Consider the following 16,301-nt stretch of genomic DNA (forward strand, 5'->3'; position numbering starts at 1 on the left):
TAGGTAGCTTTTGGGTGGCGGCTGCGAAGCGGTTCAACGAGACGGGCTAATTGAGACCACCAAGCGCCAGCATACGCACTCAGCCATGAAAACACATAGATAAACATTCTATCATTCTCGCCTACGAACAACAACACGGGCATCGTCAGTTGGCCACGGTATCGGCTCCTTCCCGACAATTACTTCTACGTCTGCCTTAAAATCAGGCCACTCGATCGCCTCAATCTGATCGACTATATCATCCACTTCTTCTCTATCTGCCGGGTTATCATGCTCTAGATAAAATTTAAACAACCAACGATCACCCACCTTAGAAAAAGCAACCATTCTAAAATTATTATTTAATCCCAACGTAGCCTGGTTAAGGTTGACGTGCATACCATTTAATTCTTCCAGCAGTTTTTTGTCAATCATCGGACCTGCTCCCGGAGCTGACTGGAACAACACTCGGCCGCGAATCACCCTTTATCATGAAGCGATTTGTCGGCTGATCTTTATAGCCAGCACCGTTGTTCACGTTAAAACCGCTCACTCCCTGGCATTCAACACCGGCACGGTTGCCCCGCCGGCATCCGGCATCACCAGCTGCGCGTCGGCATGAACGTCGAGCCGCCAGAAGGTCTCCGCCGTCCACGCTGCCGGCGCGCCCTCGTAGATATAAGATGTCACTCGCTCAATGTCGCCGGTGACCGTGAGCGTAACCTTGTCGGGGGCGGGCGCAGCGCAGGTCCCGATGGTATGGCTTATTCACAGAGTAGCGCCTTGGCCTAGTACCCTATCGCGGATGCCAAGGAGCTTCGGTTTGGTTTGATATCAGAAAAGTGATGTCAGATGACCGGAAACCAAACCCCTCGGACAGCTGGATTGCCAATGGTTGTAAACAGATGGTCAGCTTCGAGAGTTTTGACGTCTATATCTTTCTGTATGCTTGAAAATTCTCGCTCGCCGAAAGGCGCGAAATTAAATCTCGAATCATAGCCTCAGCTTCGCTTTAGCTGCTTGCCGTTACTCCGCACCCCAAATTCAGGGGCGAGCTATTCCCATTTGAAGAAATGGTAATCAAGTAACGATGAAGCACAGTCAATCTCCGGGATTAAACCTCGGCTTCACGCCAGGCTCGAATCGGATCGATGGCCCTATGTGTGGATTGGGAATCCCGGGAATGATCCCACTCGAAAGCCGTTTCAAAAACCGCTTCGGCAGAGCGCTTTAGAGCGGTGAAATCCAGCTAAGTCCTTGAAAATAATGGCGCGCCCGAAAGGATTCGAACCTCTGACCCCCAGATTCGTAGTCTGGTGCTCTATCCAGCTGAGCTACGGGCGCCCGGCTTTCCGCCGGAGCGGGAAACCTGTTCGCGGCCGGTGGACACCGAAGTGGTTGGCCAACCGCGAGGGCCCGTCTGCTACCCCGTTTGCGCGGGCATTGCAAGCGCCAGCGACGCGGAACGAAGCTATCCACAGGCCGAACGTTCCGTCGGCGGCGGTCCAAGTCCCCGGAAGAGCCCGCCTCACCGCACCTCGAACGGCATGTTGGCGGTGGCGCCGGCGCCCTTGCCATCACGCAGTTCCACGAAGATCCGGTAACGACCCGGTGTGAGGCCGGAGACGCGGGCGCCACTGGGTCCGCTCTGGCGCACCGCCTCGGGGAAGAGGGGCGGCACCTGTTCGGCATCGCCGCCAATGCCGCGATCGGCGCTTTCGGCCATGACGAACCAGCGCACCTCCATCAGGTCGCCATCGGGTTCGACGGCGTCGAGGGTGAAGGCGCCTTCCTCGTCCGCGCGCCAACGGCCGAAAGGCGCGCTCGGTTCGCCCGCCACCCGCAGCGAGGCAATGCGCGGCGCCTGATTGACGCCCGGCGACTGACCGCCCCAGGCCTGCGCCATGGCCTCCGCCGCTTCCAGCCACACCCCGTCCGGCAGCAGCAGGCTGTGCCAGCTCGGCGTCACCTCCTGCTTCTGGCCCCAGAGGAAGAGAATGGCGCCCGCCCCCTGCTCGTCCAGCGCGGCGAGATAGCGGCGCAGCTGGATCGCCTTCTGGGTCGAGCTCGGCTCGAAGGGCGCGCCCCAGGGCGCATGCGCCGCCTGCCACTGGCCGAGCGCGCCCAGCTCGGTGATGATGATCGGCCCCTCCCAGCCCTGCTTGCGCGCCCGCTCGGCCACGGAATAGAGGGCATCGCCATAGGAATTGAGGCCGAGCACCCTGATGCTGGGCGCCTTGCGCAGCTTCTCCACCTTGTCGGTACCGGTTTCCGCCAGCACGGCGAGCGGAGGATGGGCGGGATCGACGCGGGCGACCATCGCGGCCACCTCCTCGATCACCGGCCACACCGCCGAATCATCGGCAAGGTCGACCTCCACCTCATTGCCGATGCCCCACATCAGCAGCGCGGGATGGTCGCGATACTTGGTCACCATAGCTTCCAGCTCGGCGAGCTGGCGGGCGCGGAAGCTTGCGTCGGCATAATCGGCGCCCTGGCGCGGCTGGCCGACCCACAGGCCGGCAATCACCTTCAGCCCCAGCGTGCCGGCCGCGTCGAGCAGCGGGCCGGGGTCCTCGCCATAGCTGCGTACCGTGGTGGCGCCGAGGCCGGGCAGCAGCGCCAGCGGCCCGTCGCCGGCGACGCCACGCACGAGGAAGGGCTGGCCGTCGACGAGGATGTTCCGCCCCTCCACCGTCACCTGCGCGGGCTTCGCCCCCGGCGTGCCGGGAATCACCGGCGTGGCGAGATTGGGCTGCGCCGGGGCACCGGAGCCCGCCACCAAGGGCAGCGAGACGGCCAGCCCGGCAAGCACCGTCCGGCGGCTCACGCCACGTTGCAGGGAGTGAGGATGGCGTCGGTTCACATCGCGTCCTTTCGCAGAATCGGGGTGCGTCGCCCCCGCCTCAGCCGAAGGCGCGCAGCGCCCGATGGGCGTCGAGATCGACTGGCCGGTCGGGCACCCGCAACTGGAAGGTAGCGCCGATGGTGCCGGGGACCAGTTGCAGATCGCCGCCATGGGCCTGCATCAGCTCGGCGGCGATGGCGAGGCCGAGCCCGGTGCCGCCCCGGCTGACCGAGCCCTGGAACGCCTCGAACAGATGCGCCCGCGCCCGCTCCGGCACGCCGGGGCCGGTATCGGCAACCTCGATGATGACGATGGCACCCTCGCGCCGGCCGGTGATGCGGATCTGGTCGCGGGCGACATCGTTGGGCGCGCGGCCGCGCAGCGCTTCCACCGCATTGCGGCAGAGATTGAGCAGCACCCGGAACAGCTGGTCGGGATCGGCATCGACCGTGAGATCGCGGTCGATCGATTCGACGAAGCCGATGCCGGTGCCGTCCTCGCCCACGCCGAGGCCGAGCGTATCGCGCACTTCGGCCACCAGCGGGCCCAGCGCCACCATGCGCCGCTCCGGCGGCGGTTCCTGCGCCTTGCCATAGGCGAGCGTGTGCTCGCAATAGGCAATGGCGCGGTCCAGCGCCGCTTCCAGCTTGGGGGCGAATCGCTGCACCGCCGGGTCGCGTATGTCGGCGAGGCGGTCGGAAATCAGCTGCACCGAGGCCAGCAGATTGCGCAGGTCGTGATTGATCTTCGACACGGCAAGGCCAAGCGCGGCGAGATGGTTCTTCTGCTGCAGCGTCTCGGCGATCTGGCGCTGCATGGTGGTGAGCTCGCGCTCGGCCTGGCCGATCTCGTCCATGCGGCGGTCGTCGTCGCGCTCCAGCACCGGCAGGGCCGGGTTGAGGCGGAAAGCGACCATGCGCTGGGTAAGCCGGCGCATCGGCCGCACGAACATCCAGGCGAGACCGAGATAGACCAGCGCGCCGGTCAGCGCGGCGATGACCAGCGACACCAGAAGCACATTGCCGGTGAAGCGCAGCATCGCCTTGCGCAGCGGCGTTTCGCTGATGACGATCTCGACGAAACCATCGCCGCGCGGCGGCGTGCCGACGGCGCGGATGATGCGCCCATCCGGCGCCAGCAGCGTGTCGAAGGCTTCGCGCACCGCCTGCACCGGGCCGACATCGCGCACATCCGCATGATGGTCGACTTCCGGCGGCATGTCGGAGGAGGCGAGCAGCCGGCGCGTGTCGTCGCGCTTGAGCGCCACGGTGATGGCGCCGACGCTGCGCAGCAGTTCCTGCGTTAGTTGCGGCGAGATCATGCCGTCCGGGGCGGCGTCGAGCACCAGCGCGGCGGTGCGGGCGGAGGCCAGCCGGTCGGACAGCCAGTTGAGCCGGAAGGCAGCGACCGCCGGCACCAGAATCAGCACTTCCGCCAGCAGCACGAAGGCGAGGGTGAAGGCCAGCAGCTTGCCGGAAAGGCCGAGATGAAAACCGCGGCGCGCATCCGATCCCGACGAGGCGCGGCCGCCCGAGGCGCGAATCTCTGCGGCCCCGCGCGCGAGGCGCCGGCCTTCCGGCCGCGCGGCCTCGCCCGCCGGCATGGCGGGCACGGCGACGCCATCGGTCCCGGCTTGCGAGTGCTTCGTCATGCCCAACAGTGCTCTTTCCGCCTTCACATCACGGTGTTCGATCCGCGAATGCGCTGCATCGGACGAAAGGATTACGGCGCGGAAACGACGGCGGATCAGGAAAGAGCATCCCTGACCCCTCCCCGGCTCCCCCTGCCGCAACCGATCACATTCATGTAAGGTCGCGGGGCGCGGTTGCCAGAGGCCGCCAAGCCCGCAGGCTGAGGAGCGGCTGTCGCGCGGCCCGTGGATTGGCGGGCTCCCGTGGCATTGGCGCATTGACTCGGGCCGGAGCGCCCCCTATAAGCCGCCCAACCCACGGCTACCCGCCGTTGGAAGTCTCCTGCATCTGCGCTTCTTCGCCTCGGCTGGTTCCGTGGCGCGCCGGAAAGGGAAACGTCCGGCGGAAGGGCGGCAGATCGAACAAGCGGAGAGACAACCGTGAAGCGCACTTATCAACCGAGCAAGCTCGTGCGCGCCCGCCGGCACGGCTTCCGTGCGCGCATGGCGACCCGCAACGGCCGCAAGATCATCAATGCGCGCCGGGCCCATGGCCGTAAGCGCCTGTCGGCCTGACCGAGCTTTTCGACCCCACATGGCTGGGGCGCGCCCCTCTGTTGCATGAGGATCGGCGCCCTACCATGGACCGGCTCGTCAAGCGCAAGGACTTCCTGGCCGCAGCGTCCGCGCTGCGCGCCAATTCCGGCCCGCTCCTGCTTCAGGGCCGCGATCGCGCCGACCAGGCGCCGGCCCGTATCGGGCTCACCGTCACCAAGAAGCACGGCAATGCCGTCGAACGAAACCGCATCCGCCGCCGCCTGCGCGCGGCGGTCCGCGACGCCTTGCCACGCGCTGGCCAGGACGGTTTCGACTATGTGATCGTTGCCCGGCGCGCCGCGCTCGGCACACCGTTCAGTGCCCTTATCCACGATATAGAGCGGGGTATCGCCCGCCTTCACTCAGGAAGCCGGCGCCCGCCCAAGCCTGCGCGCGCCGATGCCGCGCAACGCCCGCCGCGCGCCGACGGAGAGCCCCTGCCATGACGTCCGAAAACCGCAACATGATCCTCGCCATCGTCATGTCGATGGCGGTGCTCATTGCCTGGCAGTTCTTCTCCGGCGTGCCGCAGATGGAGCAGCAGCGCCAGCAGGCCCAGCAGCAGGCGGCCCAGCAGGCCCCCGGCGCGGCCGGCTCGCAGGCCCCTGCCCCCGGCACCGCCGCTCCCGCCCCGACGGCGACGCCGCCGCGTGCGCTGAGCCGGGCGGAAGCGCTGGCGCGCTCGCCGCGCGTCGCCATCGAGACGCCGAGCGTCATCGGCTCGGTGGCGCTGAAGGGCGGCCGGATCGACGATCTGTCGCTCAAGGGCTATCACGAGACGGTCGACAAGAGCAGCCCGATCATCGTGCTGCTCTCGCCCTCGGGCGGGCCCAACCCGTTCTATGCCGAATTCGGCTGGGTGCCGGGCGCCGGCTCCACCGTCGCAGTGCCCGCCGCCGACACGGTGTGGACCGCGCCGGAAGGCGCGCGCCTGACGCCGGAGACGCCGCTGGTCCTCACCTGGGACAATGGCGCCGGCCTCACCTTCCGCCGCACCCTGACCATTGACGCCAACTACATGTTCCATGTGCTGGACGAGGTGGACAACGCCACCGCCAATCCGGTGGCGCTGCATCCCTATGCGCTGGTCTCGCGCCACGGCACCCCGCATACGCTCGGTTACTACATCCTGCATGAGGGCCTGATCGGGGTGACCTCGGAAGGCGGCCTGCACGAGATCAAGTACAAGGACATCGCCGAGAAGAAGGCCGAGACTTTCCCCTCCGTCGGCGGCTGGCTCGGCATCACCGACAAGTACTGGGCCGCCACCGTCATTCCCGGCGCGCAGGAAAAGGTGCAGGCGCGCTTCTCCGCCGCGCAGTCCGGAAACGACCTGACCTATCAGACCGACTTCCTCGGCGACGCCGTCACCGTGGCGCCCGGCGCTAAGGCCTCTACCGATGGCCGCCTGTTCGCCGGCGCCAAGGTAGTGCAGCTCGTCGACGGCTATCAGCAGCAGTACAATATCGACCGCTTCGACCTGCTGATCGACTGGGGCTGGTTCTATTTCATCACCAAGCCGCTGTTCCTGGTCATCGACTGGATTTACCGCTTCGTCGGCAATTTCGGCGTCGCCATCCTCGTCGTCACCGTGCTGCTCAAGGCCATCTTCCTCCCGCTCGCCAATAAGAGCTATGCCTCGATGGCGAAGATGAAGGCGGTGCAGCCGGAGATCCAGGCCCTGCGCGAGCGCTATGGCGACGACCGCGTCAAGCTCCAGCAGGAGATGATGGAGATCTACAAGAAGGAGAAGATCAACCCGGTCGCGGGCTGCCTTCCGATCCTGATCCAGATCCCCGTCTTCTTCGCCCTCTACAAGGTGCTGTTCGTCACCATCGAAATGCGGCACGCGCCGTTCTTCGGCTGGATCCGCGACCTCTCGGCGCCCGACCCGACGACCATCTTCAACCTGTTCGGCCTCATCCCCTGGGATCCGGGTTCGGTTCCCGTCATCGGCCACTTCCTCATGCTCGGCATCTGGCCGATCATCATGGGCTGCACGATGTGGGCGCAGATGAAGCTCAACCCGGCCCCGCCGGACCCGACGCAGAAGATGATCTTCGACTGGATGCCGCTGGTCTTCACCTTCATGCTGGCCTCCTTCGCCTCCGGTCTCGTCATCTACTGGGCGTGGAACAACACCCTGTCGGTGATCCAGCAGTCGATCATCATGCGCAAGAACGGCGTGAAGATCGAATTGTGGGACAATGTGAAGAGCACCTTCGTCCGCAAGAAGAAGCCAAAGGCCGGCTGAGGAAGGCGCGCACACCATGGAACAGGCCGACGACACGTCCGCCGCGTCGGCCTTCACGCCCGACGAGATCGAGGCCGGGCGACGCCTCTTCGCCGGCGAGTGGACCTTCCTCTCGGCGGCACCGACCATCGCCACGCTGCCGCCCATGCGTTCGATCGAAATCGCGTTGGCCGGCCGCTCCAATGTCGGCAAGTCGAGCCTCGTCAACGCGCTGACCGGGCGCAAGGCGCTGGCCCGCACCTCGGTGACGCCGGGCCGCACACAGGAGCTGATCTTCTTCGGTCTCGGCCCGGACCTCACCCTGGTCGACATGCCCGGCTATGGCTTCGCCAAGGCGCCGAAGGACAAGGTCGACGCCTGGACCGCCACCGTCCACGCTTACTTGCGCGGGCGCGCCAACCTCGCCCGCGTCTTCGTGCTGATCGATTCCCGCCATGGGCTGAAGCCGATCGACCGCGACGTGCTGGACGGGCTCGACAAGGCGGCCGTCTCCTATGCCGTGGTACTCACCAAGGCCGACCAGCTGAAACCGGCGGAACTCGCCCAGCGGGTCGAGGAGACGCAGGCGGGTCTCGCCCGGCGTCCGGCGGCGTTCCCGCTCGTCTTTCCCACCTCCAGCCGCGATGGCAGCGGCATTGGCGAGTTGCGCGCGGCGGTGATCCGGCTGATGGCCGAGCGCGGCGTGCGCTGAGGCATCTTCCTGCGGGTTGGCGCGTTAACGCCCCAGCAGGGTTTGATCGCCGGCTTTTGACCCCTGTCATGGCCGGCCCCTGTCGGGCGCGCGAAGGTCGCGCGCGTTAACCGCAGGAGAGTCCGATGCCCAAGATGAAAGCCGCCATCTTCGTCGAGCCCGGCCGAATCGTTCTCGACGAGAAGCCGATTCCCGATGTCGGGCCGCTTGACGCGCTGGTGCGCGTCACCACCACCACCATCTGCGGCACCGATGTGCACATCCTCAAGGGCGAGTATCCCGTCGCCAAGGGCCTCACCATCGGCCATGAGCCGGTGGGCGTGATCGAGAAGCTCGGCTCGGCCGTGACCGGCTACAGCGAAGGCCAGCGCGTCATTGCCGGCGCCATCACCCCCTCAGGCCATTCCTATGCCTGCCTGTGCGGCTGCGGCTCGCAGGACGGCCCCGGCATGAAGCACGGCTTCAAGCCCATGGGCGGCTGGAAATTCGGCAACACCATCGACGGTACCCAGGCGGAATATGTGCTGGTGCCCGATGCCCTCGCCAATCTCGCCCCGGTGCCGGACGCGCTGACCGACGAAGAAGTGCTGATGTGCCCGGACATCATGTCCACGGGCTTCTCCGGCGCGGAAAGCGGCGCGGTGCAGATCGGCGACATCGTCGCGGTGTTCGCGCTCGGCCCCATCGGCCTGTGCGCCGTCGCCGGCGCCAAGCTGAAGGGCGCCACCCGCATCATCGGCGTCGACACCGTGCCGGAGCGCCTCGCCATCGCCCGGCAGCTCGGCTGCAGCGACGTGGTGGACTTCAAGCAGGGCGACGTGGTCGAGCAGATTCTGGCGCTGACCGACGGGCGCGGGGTCGATGTCGCCATCGAGGCGCTGGGCACCCAGCACACATTCGAAAGCGCGCTGAAAGTGCTGCGCCCCGGCGGGACGCTCTCTTCGCTCGGCGTCTATTCCACCGATCTCAAGATCCCGCTCGGCGCCTTCTCCGCCGGCCTCGGTGACAACAAGATCGTCACCACGCTCTGCCCCGGCGGCAAGGAGCGCATGCGCCGGCTGATCGACGTGATCGCCTCCGGCCGGGTGGACCTGAAACCGCTGGTCACGCATCGCTTCAAGCTGGACGATATCGAGGCCGCCTACGACCTGTTCTCGCATCAGCGCGACGGCGTGCTGAAAGTGGCTATTACGCCGTAACGGTCTCCACCGTCCCTGCGGCGCACTGCGAACGCTCCCGGAACGGCCTTCAGAGCCGTCCGGGACGACGCGCGGCGGCGTCAGCCATCATTGGCGGAACTGAGCCGATTGGCGGGGATATAGCCGCCCTGCTGGCGGATGCGCAGGCCCGCGCCACCGCCGCTGCTGGCCTGGCCGGGGGCGAGAAGTTCCACGCCCCCCTCTTCCAAGGCGCGCAACACGCGCTCGGCTTCCGAGGGGTCGAAATCGTCGACCGCCTCGCCCCCGCGCTCGAACCGCTCCAGCCACTCCGCCGTCACCCGCGCCTTTTGCGCCAGTTCCGCGGCGCTCCAGCCCAGAAGGGCGCGCGCCGCCCGGCACTGGCCGGCGGAAAGGGCGAGGTTGGCGGGAAGGGTTTCGGGCATGGCGGGCCTCCTGAACGAACGGGGTCTGACCCTGACGAGATAGGGCGGCGGGCGTCGATGTCACCCGCCTCAGGCGGCACCGCCCGGGCGCCTCGGGAGCGGTGTCACACCGCGTCGGCTGGGGCACCGGTGAGCAGGGCGTGGATCGCCTGCGCGTCGCGGCACTGGCGTAGCTTGCGCGCCACCTCGGGGTCGCGCAGCAGCCGCGCCACCCGCGCCAGCGCCTTGAGATGATCGGCGCCCGCCGATTCCGGTGCCAGCAGCAGGAAGATGAGGTCGACCGGCTCGCCATCGAGCGATTCGAAGTCAATCGGCCGCTCCAGCCGCGCGAACATGCCGAACAGCCGGTCCATCTTCGCCAGCTTGCCGTGCGGAATGGCGATGCCATTGCCGACGCCGGTGGAGCCGAGGCGCTCGCGCTGGTTCAGCGTCTCGAAAATCTCGCGCTCGTCCCGCTTCAGCAGCGTCGCCGCATGGGCGGAAAGCTCCTGCAGGGCCTGTTTCTTGCTGCCAACCTTGAGGGTCGGAAACACCGCGGACGGTGACAGAATGTCGATCAGAGCCATGAAACGATCCGCGGCGTGGCGATCCGGGTCGGGGCGAGACGAAGCGCGCGAACCGCCGCAGCGGCCGCGCGCTTCCCATGAGGTCGGGGGATCAATGGACGTCTTCCGCCTGGGCGCTGGCCGGCGGGTCCACCCAGCCGACATGCCCGTCCCCGCGCCGGTAGACGACGTTGATACGGCCGTGACCGGCATGGCGGAACACCAGGGCGGTGGCGCCGGTGAAGTCGAGTTCGAGAACCGCGTTGCTCACCGAGAGACGCGGCAGCGTCGCGGTCGCCTCGGCCACCACGGTCGGGCACCAGCCTTCCGTCGGCTCGGCGTCCTCATGGTCGGGGGCGGAGAACACGGTGAGCGGCACGGTCTCGCCGGCAGCGGCGGGCTCGGCGGCATTCTCGCCATTGGCGGCGCGGCGCTTGACCCGGCTCTTGTAGCGGCGGAGCCGCGTCTCGATCCGCTCCACGGCGGCGTCGGCGCTGGCATAGGGGTCCTGCGCATCGGCATGGGCCTGCAGCACTGTCCCGCTGTCGAGATGCAGCGCGCAATCCGCGCGATAGCCGGAGCCCTCGCGGGCGACCGTGACGTGGCCGGACCAGCCACCGTCGAAGTACTTGTCCATCGCCCCGGCGACGCGATCGGAAACGCGCTGCCTGAGAGCCTCGCCCACGTCGAGATTTTTTCCTGAAACCCGCAGCGGCATCGTGACTCGTCCTTCTGCTGGGGCGGGTCGGGAAGCGTTCGCGAATTCGCCCCTCGCCCTGCCCGAACTCCCTAACATGCCCGGCCGGTGCCACTAAGAGGTATGAGCCGGAAAGGAAAGTGTCAACGAGAAGCGGTGGACAGCGTGTGTGAAGCTTGTGTGAAGCCGTCCTGCACGCCTCGAGAGCGCCCTCGTCAGCCTCCGGCCGCCGCCGCCTGTTTCTCGCGCCGGCGCTGGACGGACGAGGGAATGCGCATGGCTTCACGGTATTTTGCCACCGTACGGCGGGCGATGTCGATCCCCGCCTCGCGCAGGCGCTGCACCAGCGTGTCGTCGGAAAGCACGTCGTCCGGGCTCTCCGCCTCGATCATCTGCTTGATGCGGAAGCGCACCGATTCCGCGGAATGCGCCTCGCCACCGTCGGAAGATGAAATAGACGACGAGAAGAAATACTTCATCTCGAAGATTCCGCGCGGCGTCGCCATGTATTTGTTAGAGGTGACGCGCGAGACCGTGGATTCGTGCATGCCGATGGCATCGGCCACCATGCGCAGGTTCAGCGGGCGCAGATGCTGGACGCCGAGGGTGAGGAACGCATCCTGCTGCCGGACGATCTCGGTCGCCACCTTGAGGATGGTGCGGGCGCGCTGGTCGAGCGAGCGGGTGAGCCAGGTCGCCGTCTGCATGCAATCGGAGAGAAAGGCCTTTTCGCGCTCGTTGCGGGTGATCTTCTGCACCCGGGAATAATAGGCCTGGTTGACCAGCACCCGCGGCAGCGTCTCCGAATTGAGCTCCACCAGCCAGTTGTCGGCGCTGCCGCGCACGAACACGTCGGGCACCACCGGCTGGAGAATGCCGGAACCGAAGGCGAGGCCGGGCTTGGGGTTCAGCCGGCGAATCTCGCCGACCATTTCGGCGAGGTCCTCGTCATCGACGCCGCAGACCCGCTTCAGCGTGTTGAATTCGCGCCGGGCCAGCAGTTCGAGATGGGCGAGCAGCGCCGCCATGCAGGGATCGTAGCGGTTACGCTCGCGCAGCTGGATGGCGAGGCATTCGGCCAGCGATCGCGCGCCGATGCCCGGCGGGTCGAAGGCCTGGATCACCGCCAGCACCTTCTCCACGGCCGCGAGCGGTGCGCCGAGCCGCTCGGCCACGCTGGCGAGGTCGGCGGAGAGATAACCGGCCTCGTCGATGAGATCGATGAGGTTGTGGCCGATGAGGCGCTCCACCGGGTTGCTGACCGCCAGCACCAGCTGGGCTTCGAGATGGTCGGCGAGCGAGGTCTCGGCCGAAACGAAGGCTTCGAGATTGTAGCCCTCACCATCCGCCCCGCCGCCGCCCGCGCCGGTCCATTCCGAATAGGTCGGGCCTTCGCCGCTCGGCAGCGGCGCCGCCGGCTCGCGGCCATTATCGTCGGGGAAGACGTTCTCCATGCCGGTATCGAGCCGATCCTCGATGGCACTGCGGCTCGTCTCCAGCCGCTCCTCCAGCCAGTCGGAGACGCGCTCCTCGCGCTCATGCACCTGATCGGCCCGGGGATCGAGATCGGCGTCGCTGGTGCGCTCGCGCACCGCCCCGGCGTCCGCCTCGCCCTCCCCCGCGCGCTCACCCTCAGGCTCGGCCTGGCGTTCCAGCAGCGGGTTGCGCTCCAGCTCCGCCTCGACATAGGCCACGAGATCGAGATTGGAGAGCTGCAGCAGCTTGATCGCCTGCATGAGCTGCGGCGTCATTACCAGCGACTGGGTCTGGCGGAATTCGAGTCGCGGACCTAGCGACATGGCGCGCACTCTCCACGGGCGGCGGCAAGGGCGATGGGCGGGACCCGGTCCATGCTACAGACGGAACTCCTCGCCGAGATAGAGGCGACGGACGTCCTCGCTCGCCACGATTTCCTCGGGCGAGCCTTCCATCAGCACCGTGCCGGAATGGATGATGTAGGCACGGTCGATGAGGCCCAGCGTCTCGCGCACATTGTGATCGGTGATCAGCACGCCGATGCCACGCTCGGTCAGCTGGCGCACCAGCGCCTGAATGTCGCCCACCGCGATCGGGTCGATGCCGGCGAAGGGCTCGTCGAGCAGCATGAAGGTCGGGCGCGAGGCCAGCGCACGGGCAATTTCCACGCGGCGCCGCTCGCCGCCGGAAAGGGCGATGGAGGGTGACTTGCGCACATGGGTGACGCGGAACTCTTCCAGCAGTTCGTCGAGCTGGCGTTCGCGCTCGCGGCGGTTCGGCTCCACCACTTCCAGCACGGCGCGGATATTGTTCTCGACCGACAGGCCGCGAAAGATCGAGGCTTCCTGCGGGAGATACCCGACGCCGAGGCGGGCACGCCGGTACATGGGCAGGTGGGTCACGTCGTAGCTGTCGAGTTCGATGCGGCCGGCATCGGCCTTCACCAGCCCGGTGATCATGTAGAAGATGGTGGTCTTGCCGGCGCCGTTCGGCCCCAGCAGGCCCACCGCCTCGCCACGCCGCACATGCAGGCTCGCCCCGCGCACCACCTGCCGGCCGCCATAGCTCTTGGCGAGGCCGACCGCGTTGAGCATGCGCTGCTCGCCGGCGATCGCCTCTGGCGCACGGGACGCAGGGACGGCCGGCGCGCGGCGGGGATCACTGGCGCGGGCGGAGGCGGGCGCCTCGCGCGACGGGCGCAAATCCGCCGCCAGTGCCGCCTCGAAATCGGCCTGGAACTGGGCCTCGATGTCATCGGCGCCCGGCGCCGCTTCTCTGTGGCCGTCGACACCGCGCACCGGCGCGGACGCTGAACCGGAACCTTGCGACGCTGACTTGCCGCGTCCGACGATGGTCGAGAAAAGACCCACGCGCACCCTCCGTGGTGAAATCACCACCCGGAAGGTGATAAACGTTCAGGACGCCGCTGGCAAATCGCGATGCAAGAAGCGGGCCGGAATCGGGGCAGAGTGAGGCAAAAGCCGGAAACGGTGCCCATGCACCCCAAGATGCGCCAATCGCCGGCCGTCACCGCGCCCGCCCGCCATTGGGGGTGCGAAACGGCAAAGCGCCGCCCCACCGAGCGGCGCCGGCAGGCTCAGGGCGCCGGTTTCGGCTTCGCCGCCGGCGCGGCCGGCTTGGCACCCGGCAGCGCGCCATCCGCGCCCTTCATGCTGTTGGGCACGATCAGGCTTTCGATGCGGCCGCCGTCGAAGCGCGACAGGCCGGTGGTGAGATCCACGGTCAGCTTCTTGCCGCGAATGACGTTGGGGCCGGAGGTGAGCACCACGGGATTGCCGGTGAGCGTGATGGTGTTGGCCTTGGTCTCGAACACGCCCTGGTCGCCGGTGGCGGTCTGTTCCTTGGTGGTCACCACCACCGAGCCGTTGATCTCCAGCCGGCGGATCGCGGAGGAGTTGATCGGGCTTCCCGCCGCCAGCGCATCGCCGGAAGCCGCCGCCGGCTTGCCGCCCGGCGCGTCCTTGCCCCCGGCCGCGTCCTTGCCGTCATAGAACACCACCAGCTCCTTGCAGCGCATGGTGGTGTCGCCCTGTTGCACCACGACATTGCCGCTGAACACCGCCTGCTTCTGCTGGTCGCGCACTTCCAGGCTGTTGGCGTTGATGCGGATCGGCTCGTCGCGATTCGCCGCAAAGCCCTGCAGGGCGTTCGGCACATTATTGGCCTGCGCCAGCGCGGCGGAAGACGCCCCCGCGAGGCCGGCGGTAAGGACGAGGGCGGCGAGGCCGGAACGGGTGAAAGCGAGGGGCATGTTCATCCCGACATGTCTACCTGCCCCGCGCCGGGGGTTCAATGAGGGCGGGGTCACGGATTGCTGCCGACGGCAGGCGCGGGCGTTGCGGCGTCGGGCGCGGCGACCGCCGCCGGCGCCGGCGTCGCCGGCTTCTCGGTCGCCGGTTTCTCCGGGGCGGGCATCTTGAAATCCAGCTGCACATTGCCGACGAGCAGGGCGCGCGAATCCTTCTGCGACACTTCCAGCGTGTCGGCGGTCAGCTTGCCGTCGAGATAGGTCAGCTCCACCGGGCTCTTCGACACCAATGTCCCGCCCTTGACGTCGATCTCGGCTTCCTTCAGCCGCCCGCCATAGCCGGACGAGGTGTCGAAAATCACCCCGCCGTCGAGCGTCAGATTCTCGGTCTTGGTGTCGTAGCTACCGCCGATGGCGGTCAGATTGGCCCAGCCCTTGTCCGCCAGCTCAAGCTTGGCTTCGATCTTGTCGAGCGTGATGCGGTTGGGTTGCGTCAGATCCTGCGAGGCGGAAAAGGCGGACACGTCATAGCCGCGATTATCGGCGGTGAACCCGTGCAGGCGGGGAAATTCCATCTTCACCTGCGTGCCCGACAGCGACACCCGGCCGAGATCGAAGGGCAGGTCGACGGCGAGGGTGAAGGGATCGAGATAATTGATCGCCACGGTGACGCCGATAGCGGTGATCACGCCGAGTGGCAGGGCCACGCGCAGGAACCGCACGCGCCGGCTGTGGCGCCGGGCGTTCTTGAACAATTTGGCGCGCCGGGCCTCGTGCGCAGCGACATTCGCCGACCCACGGCGCACCACCGGCTCGCTCGTCTTCGCGCCCCGCACCGCGGGGGGTTCGACATGTTTGTTCATGCGCGACGGTTCATCCCCGACTGACGGCCACCTTCCGCATCCCGGCCGGGGCTCAAGATGGCGGCTTCCGGCCGAAGGCGCAAGCCAGCATGGCCGCCCGCTCTCCCCCTCGCGCGAAAAGCCGGCGATTGTCGGGCCGCATTCTCACATGTGCGCGAAGCGCTCACGTATGCGCGAAGATGTCCTGGTCCGGCCATCCCGCGAGGTCGAGCTGCGCGCGGGTGGGCAGGAACTCGAAGCAGGCCTGCGCCAGTTCCCCGCGCCCCTCGCGCGCCAGCATGGCGGCGAGCCGCGCCTGCAGCGCGTGCAGATGCAGCACATCGGAGGCGGCATAGTGCAGCTGGGCATCGCTCAGCTCGTCCGCGGCCCAGTCCGAACTCTGCTGCTGCTTGGACAGGTCAACGCCGAGCAGTTCCCGCACCAGCTCCTTCAGCCCGTGCCGGTCGGTATAGGTGCGGGTCAGCCGCGAGGCGATCTTGGTGCACCACACCGGCGACACGGTGAGGCCGAAGGTCTTGCCGAGCACGGCGACATCGAAGCGGGCGAAGTGGAACAGCTTCACGCTGCGTGGGTCGGTGAGCAGCTTTTCGAGGTTCGGCGCGCTGCCCGGACCCGCCCCGGCGGGGATCTGCACCACATCGGCGGTGCCGTCGCCGGGAGAGAGCTGCACCACGCACAGCCGGTCGCGGTGCGGGTTGAGGCCGAGCGTCTCGGTGTCGATGGCGACGAAGGGCGCTTTGTCGGGCGTGTAGCGGGCGAGGTCGACAAGGTCGCCGCGGTGCAGGCGGATGCTCATGGGAACCATAATTTTGAAGAGTTTGCGCTGCTTACCACCACCGCCCCCGCCCC

Annotated in this window: 17 protein-coding genes and 1 tRNA gene; 5 read left to right on the forward strand and 13 right to left on the reverse strand. The window is 67.2% G+C overall.

Going from position 1 to position 16,301, the window contains the following annotated elements:
* Nucleotides 1-111: 111 nt before the first annotated feature.
* The 5 genes from K9D25_RS01315 to K9D25_RS01335 form a co-directional block, all read right to left on the reverse strand.
* Entirely contained in the window at nt 112-414 is a 303-nt protein-coding gene (locus K9D25_RS01315) for a hypothetical protein (protein WP_244378501.1), read from the reverse strand.
* Between the two features lie 114 nt (nt 415-528).
* Nucleotides 529-669 carry a hypothetical protein gene (locus tag K9D25_RS01320; RefSeq protein ID WP_244378502.1) on the reverse strand — a complete coding sequence of 47 codons (141 nt, stop codon included), beginning with the start codon at nt 667-669 and terminating at the stop codon, nt 529-531.
* 577 nt (nt 670-1,246) lie between these two features.
* Nucleotides 1,247-1,323, reverse strand: a tRNA-Arg gene (locus tag K9D25_RS01325).
* A gap of 184 nt (nt 1,324-1,507) precedes the next feature.
* Complete coding sequence (locus K9D25_RS01330) at nt 1,508-2,809, reverse strand: glycosyl hydrolase (protein ID WP_244378503.1); 1,302 nt, start codon at nt 2,807-2,809, stop codon at nt 1,508-1,510.
* A gap of 76 nt (nt 2,810-2,885) precedes the next feature.
* Nucleotides 2,886-4,478: a sensor histidine kinase gene (locus K9D25_RS01335; protein WP_244378504.1), complete on the reverse strand. Its 1,593-nt coding sequence runs from the start codon at nt 4,476-4,478 to the stop codon at nt 2,886-2,888.
* 420 nt (nt 4,479-4,898) lie between these two features.
* On the opposite strand from K9D25_RS01335, the gene rpmH reads away from it, so the two are divergent.
* The 5 genes from rpmH (at nt 4,899) to K9D25_RS01360 (ending at nt 9,198) form a co-directional block, all read left to right on the forward strand.
* The gene (gene rpmH / locus K9D25_RS01340; RefSeq protein WP_013165198.1) at nt 4,899-5,033 is read left to right on the forward strand and encodes a 50S ribosomal protein L34; all 135 of its coding nucleotides are present in this window, start codon (nt 4,899-4,901) and stop codon (nt 5,031-5,033) included.
* Between the two features lie 65 nt (nt 5,034-5,098).
* A complete protein-coding gene (gene rnpA / locus K9D25_RS01345; RefSeq protein WP_244378506.1) occupies nt 5,099-5,500 on the forward strand; it encodes a ribonuclease P protein component in 402 nt (133 codons plus the stop codon).
* Nucleotides 5,497-7,308, forward strand: a complete 1,812-nt coding sequence (gene yidC, locus K9D25_RS01350; protein WP_244378508.1) for a membrane protein insertase YidC — start codon at nt 5,497-5,499, stop codon at nt 7,306-7,308. Before rnpA ends, yidC begins: the two co-directional genes overlap by 4 nt.
* Before the next feature lie 16 nt (nt 7,309-7,324).
* A complete protein-coding gene (gene yihA / locus K9D25_RS01355; protein ID WP_244378512.1) occupies nt 7,325-7,999 on the forward strand; it encodes a ribosome biogenesis GTP-binding protein YihA/YsxC in 675 nt (224 codons plus the stop codon).
* Nucleotides 8,000-8,124: 125 nt separating this feature from the next.
* The gene (locus tag K9D25_RS01360; protein WP_244378516.1) at nt 8,125-9,198 is read left to right on the forward strand and encodes an NAD(P)-dependent alcohol dehydrogenase; all 1,074 of its coding nucleotides are present in this window, start codon (nt 8,125-8,127) and stop codon (nt 9,196-9,198) included.
* 80 nt (nt 9,199-9,278) lie between these two features.
* On the opposite strand, the gene K9D25_RS01365 is transcribed toward K9D25_RS01360, so the two are convergent.
* The 8 genes from K9D25_RS01365 to K9D25_RS01400 form a co-directional block, all read right to left on the reverse strand.
* Entirely contained in the window at nt 9,279-9,602 is a 324-nt protein-coding gene (locus K9D25_RS01365) for a helix-turn-helix domain-containing protein (RefSeq protein WP_244378518.1), read from the reverse strand.
* Between the two features lie 104 nt (nt 9,603-9,706).
* Complete coding sequence (gene ptsN, locus K9D25_RS01370; protein WP_244378520.1) at nt 9,707-10,168, reverse strand: PTS IIA-like nitrogen regulatory protein PtsN; 462 nt, start codon at nt 10,166-10,168, stop codon at nt 9,707-9,709.
* A 91-nt stretch (nt 10,169-10,259) separates the two neighbouring features.
* Nucleotides 10,260-10,865 (reverse strand): ribosome hibernation-promoting factor, HPF/YfiA family, encoded by a 606-nt coding sequence (gene hpf, locus K9D25_RS01375; protein ID WP_244378522.1) that lies wholly within the window; start codon nt 10,863-10,865, stop codon nt 10,260-10,262.
* A 194-nt stretch (nt 10,866-11,059) separates the two neighbouring features.
* Nucleotides 11,060-12,643 carry an RNA polymerase factor sigma-54 gene (gene rpoN / locus K9D25_RS01380; protein WP_244378524.1) on the reverse strand — a complete coding sequence of 528 codons (1,584 nt, stop codon included), beginning with the start codon at nt 12,641-12,643 and terminating at the stop codon, nt 11,060-11,062.
* A gap of 54 nt (nt 12,644-12,697) precedes the next feature.
* A complete protein-coding gene (lptB, locus tag K9D25_RS01385) occupies nt 12,698-13,690 on the reverse strand; it encodes an LPS export ABC transporter ATP-binding protein (RefSeq protein WP_244378526.1) in 993 nt (330 codons plus the stop codon).
* 227 nt (nt 13,691-13,917) lie between these two features.
* The gene (locus K9D25_RS01390; RefSeq protein ID WP_244378528.1) at nt 13,918-14,598 is read right to left on the reverse strand and encodes an LptA/OstA family protein; all 681 of its coding nucleotides are present in this window, start codon (nt 14,596-14,598) and stop codon (nt 13,918-13,920) included.
* 47 nt (nt 14,599-14,645) lie between these two features.
* Nucleotides 14,646-15,452: a hypothetical protein gene (locus tag K9D25_RS01395; RefSeq protein ID WP_244378530.1), complete on the reverse strand. Its 807-nt coding sequence runs from the start codon at nt 15,450-15,452 to the stop codon at nt 14,646-14,648.
* Nucleotides 15,453-15,615: 163 nt separating this feature from the next.
* Nucleotides 15,616-16,248: a ribonuclease D gene (locus tag K9D25_RS01400; RefSeq protein ID WP_244378532.1), complete on the reverse strand. Its 633-nt coding sequence runs from the start codon at nt 16,246-16,248 to the stop codon at nt 15,616-15,618.
* Nucleotides 16,249-16,301 lie beyond the last annotated feature (53 nt).

This window comes from Ancylobacter polymorphus (genome assembly GCF_022836935.1).
Taxonomy (GTDB): Bacteria; Pseudomonadota; Alphaproteobacteria; order Rhizobiales; family Xanthobacteraceae; genus Ancylobacter; species Ancylobacter polymorphus_A.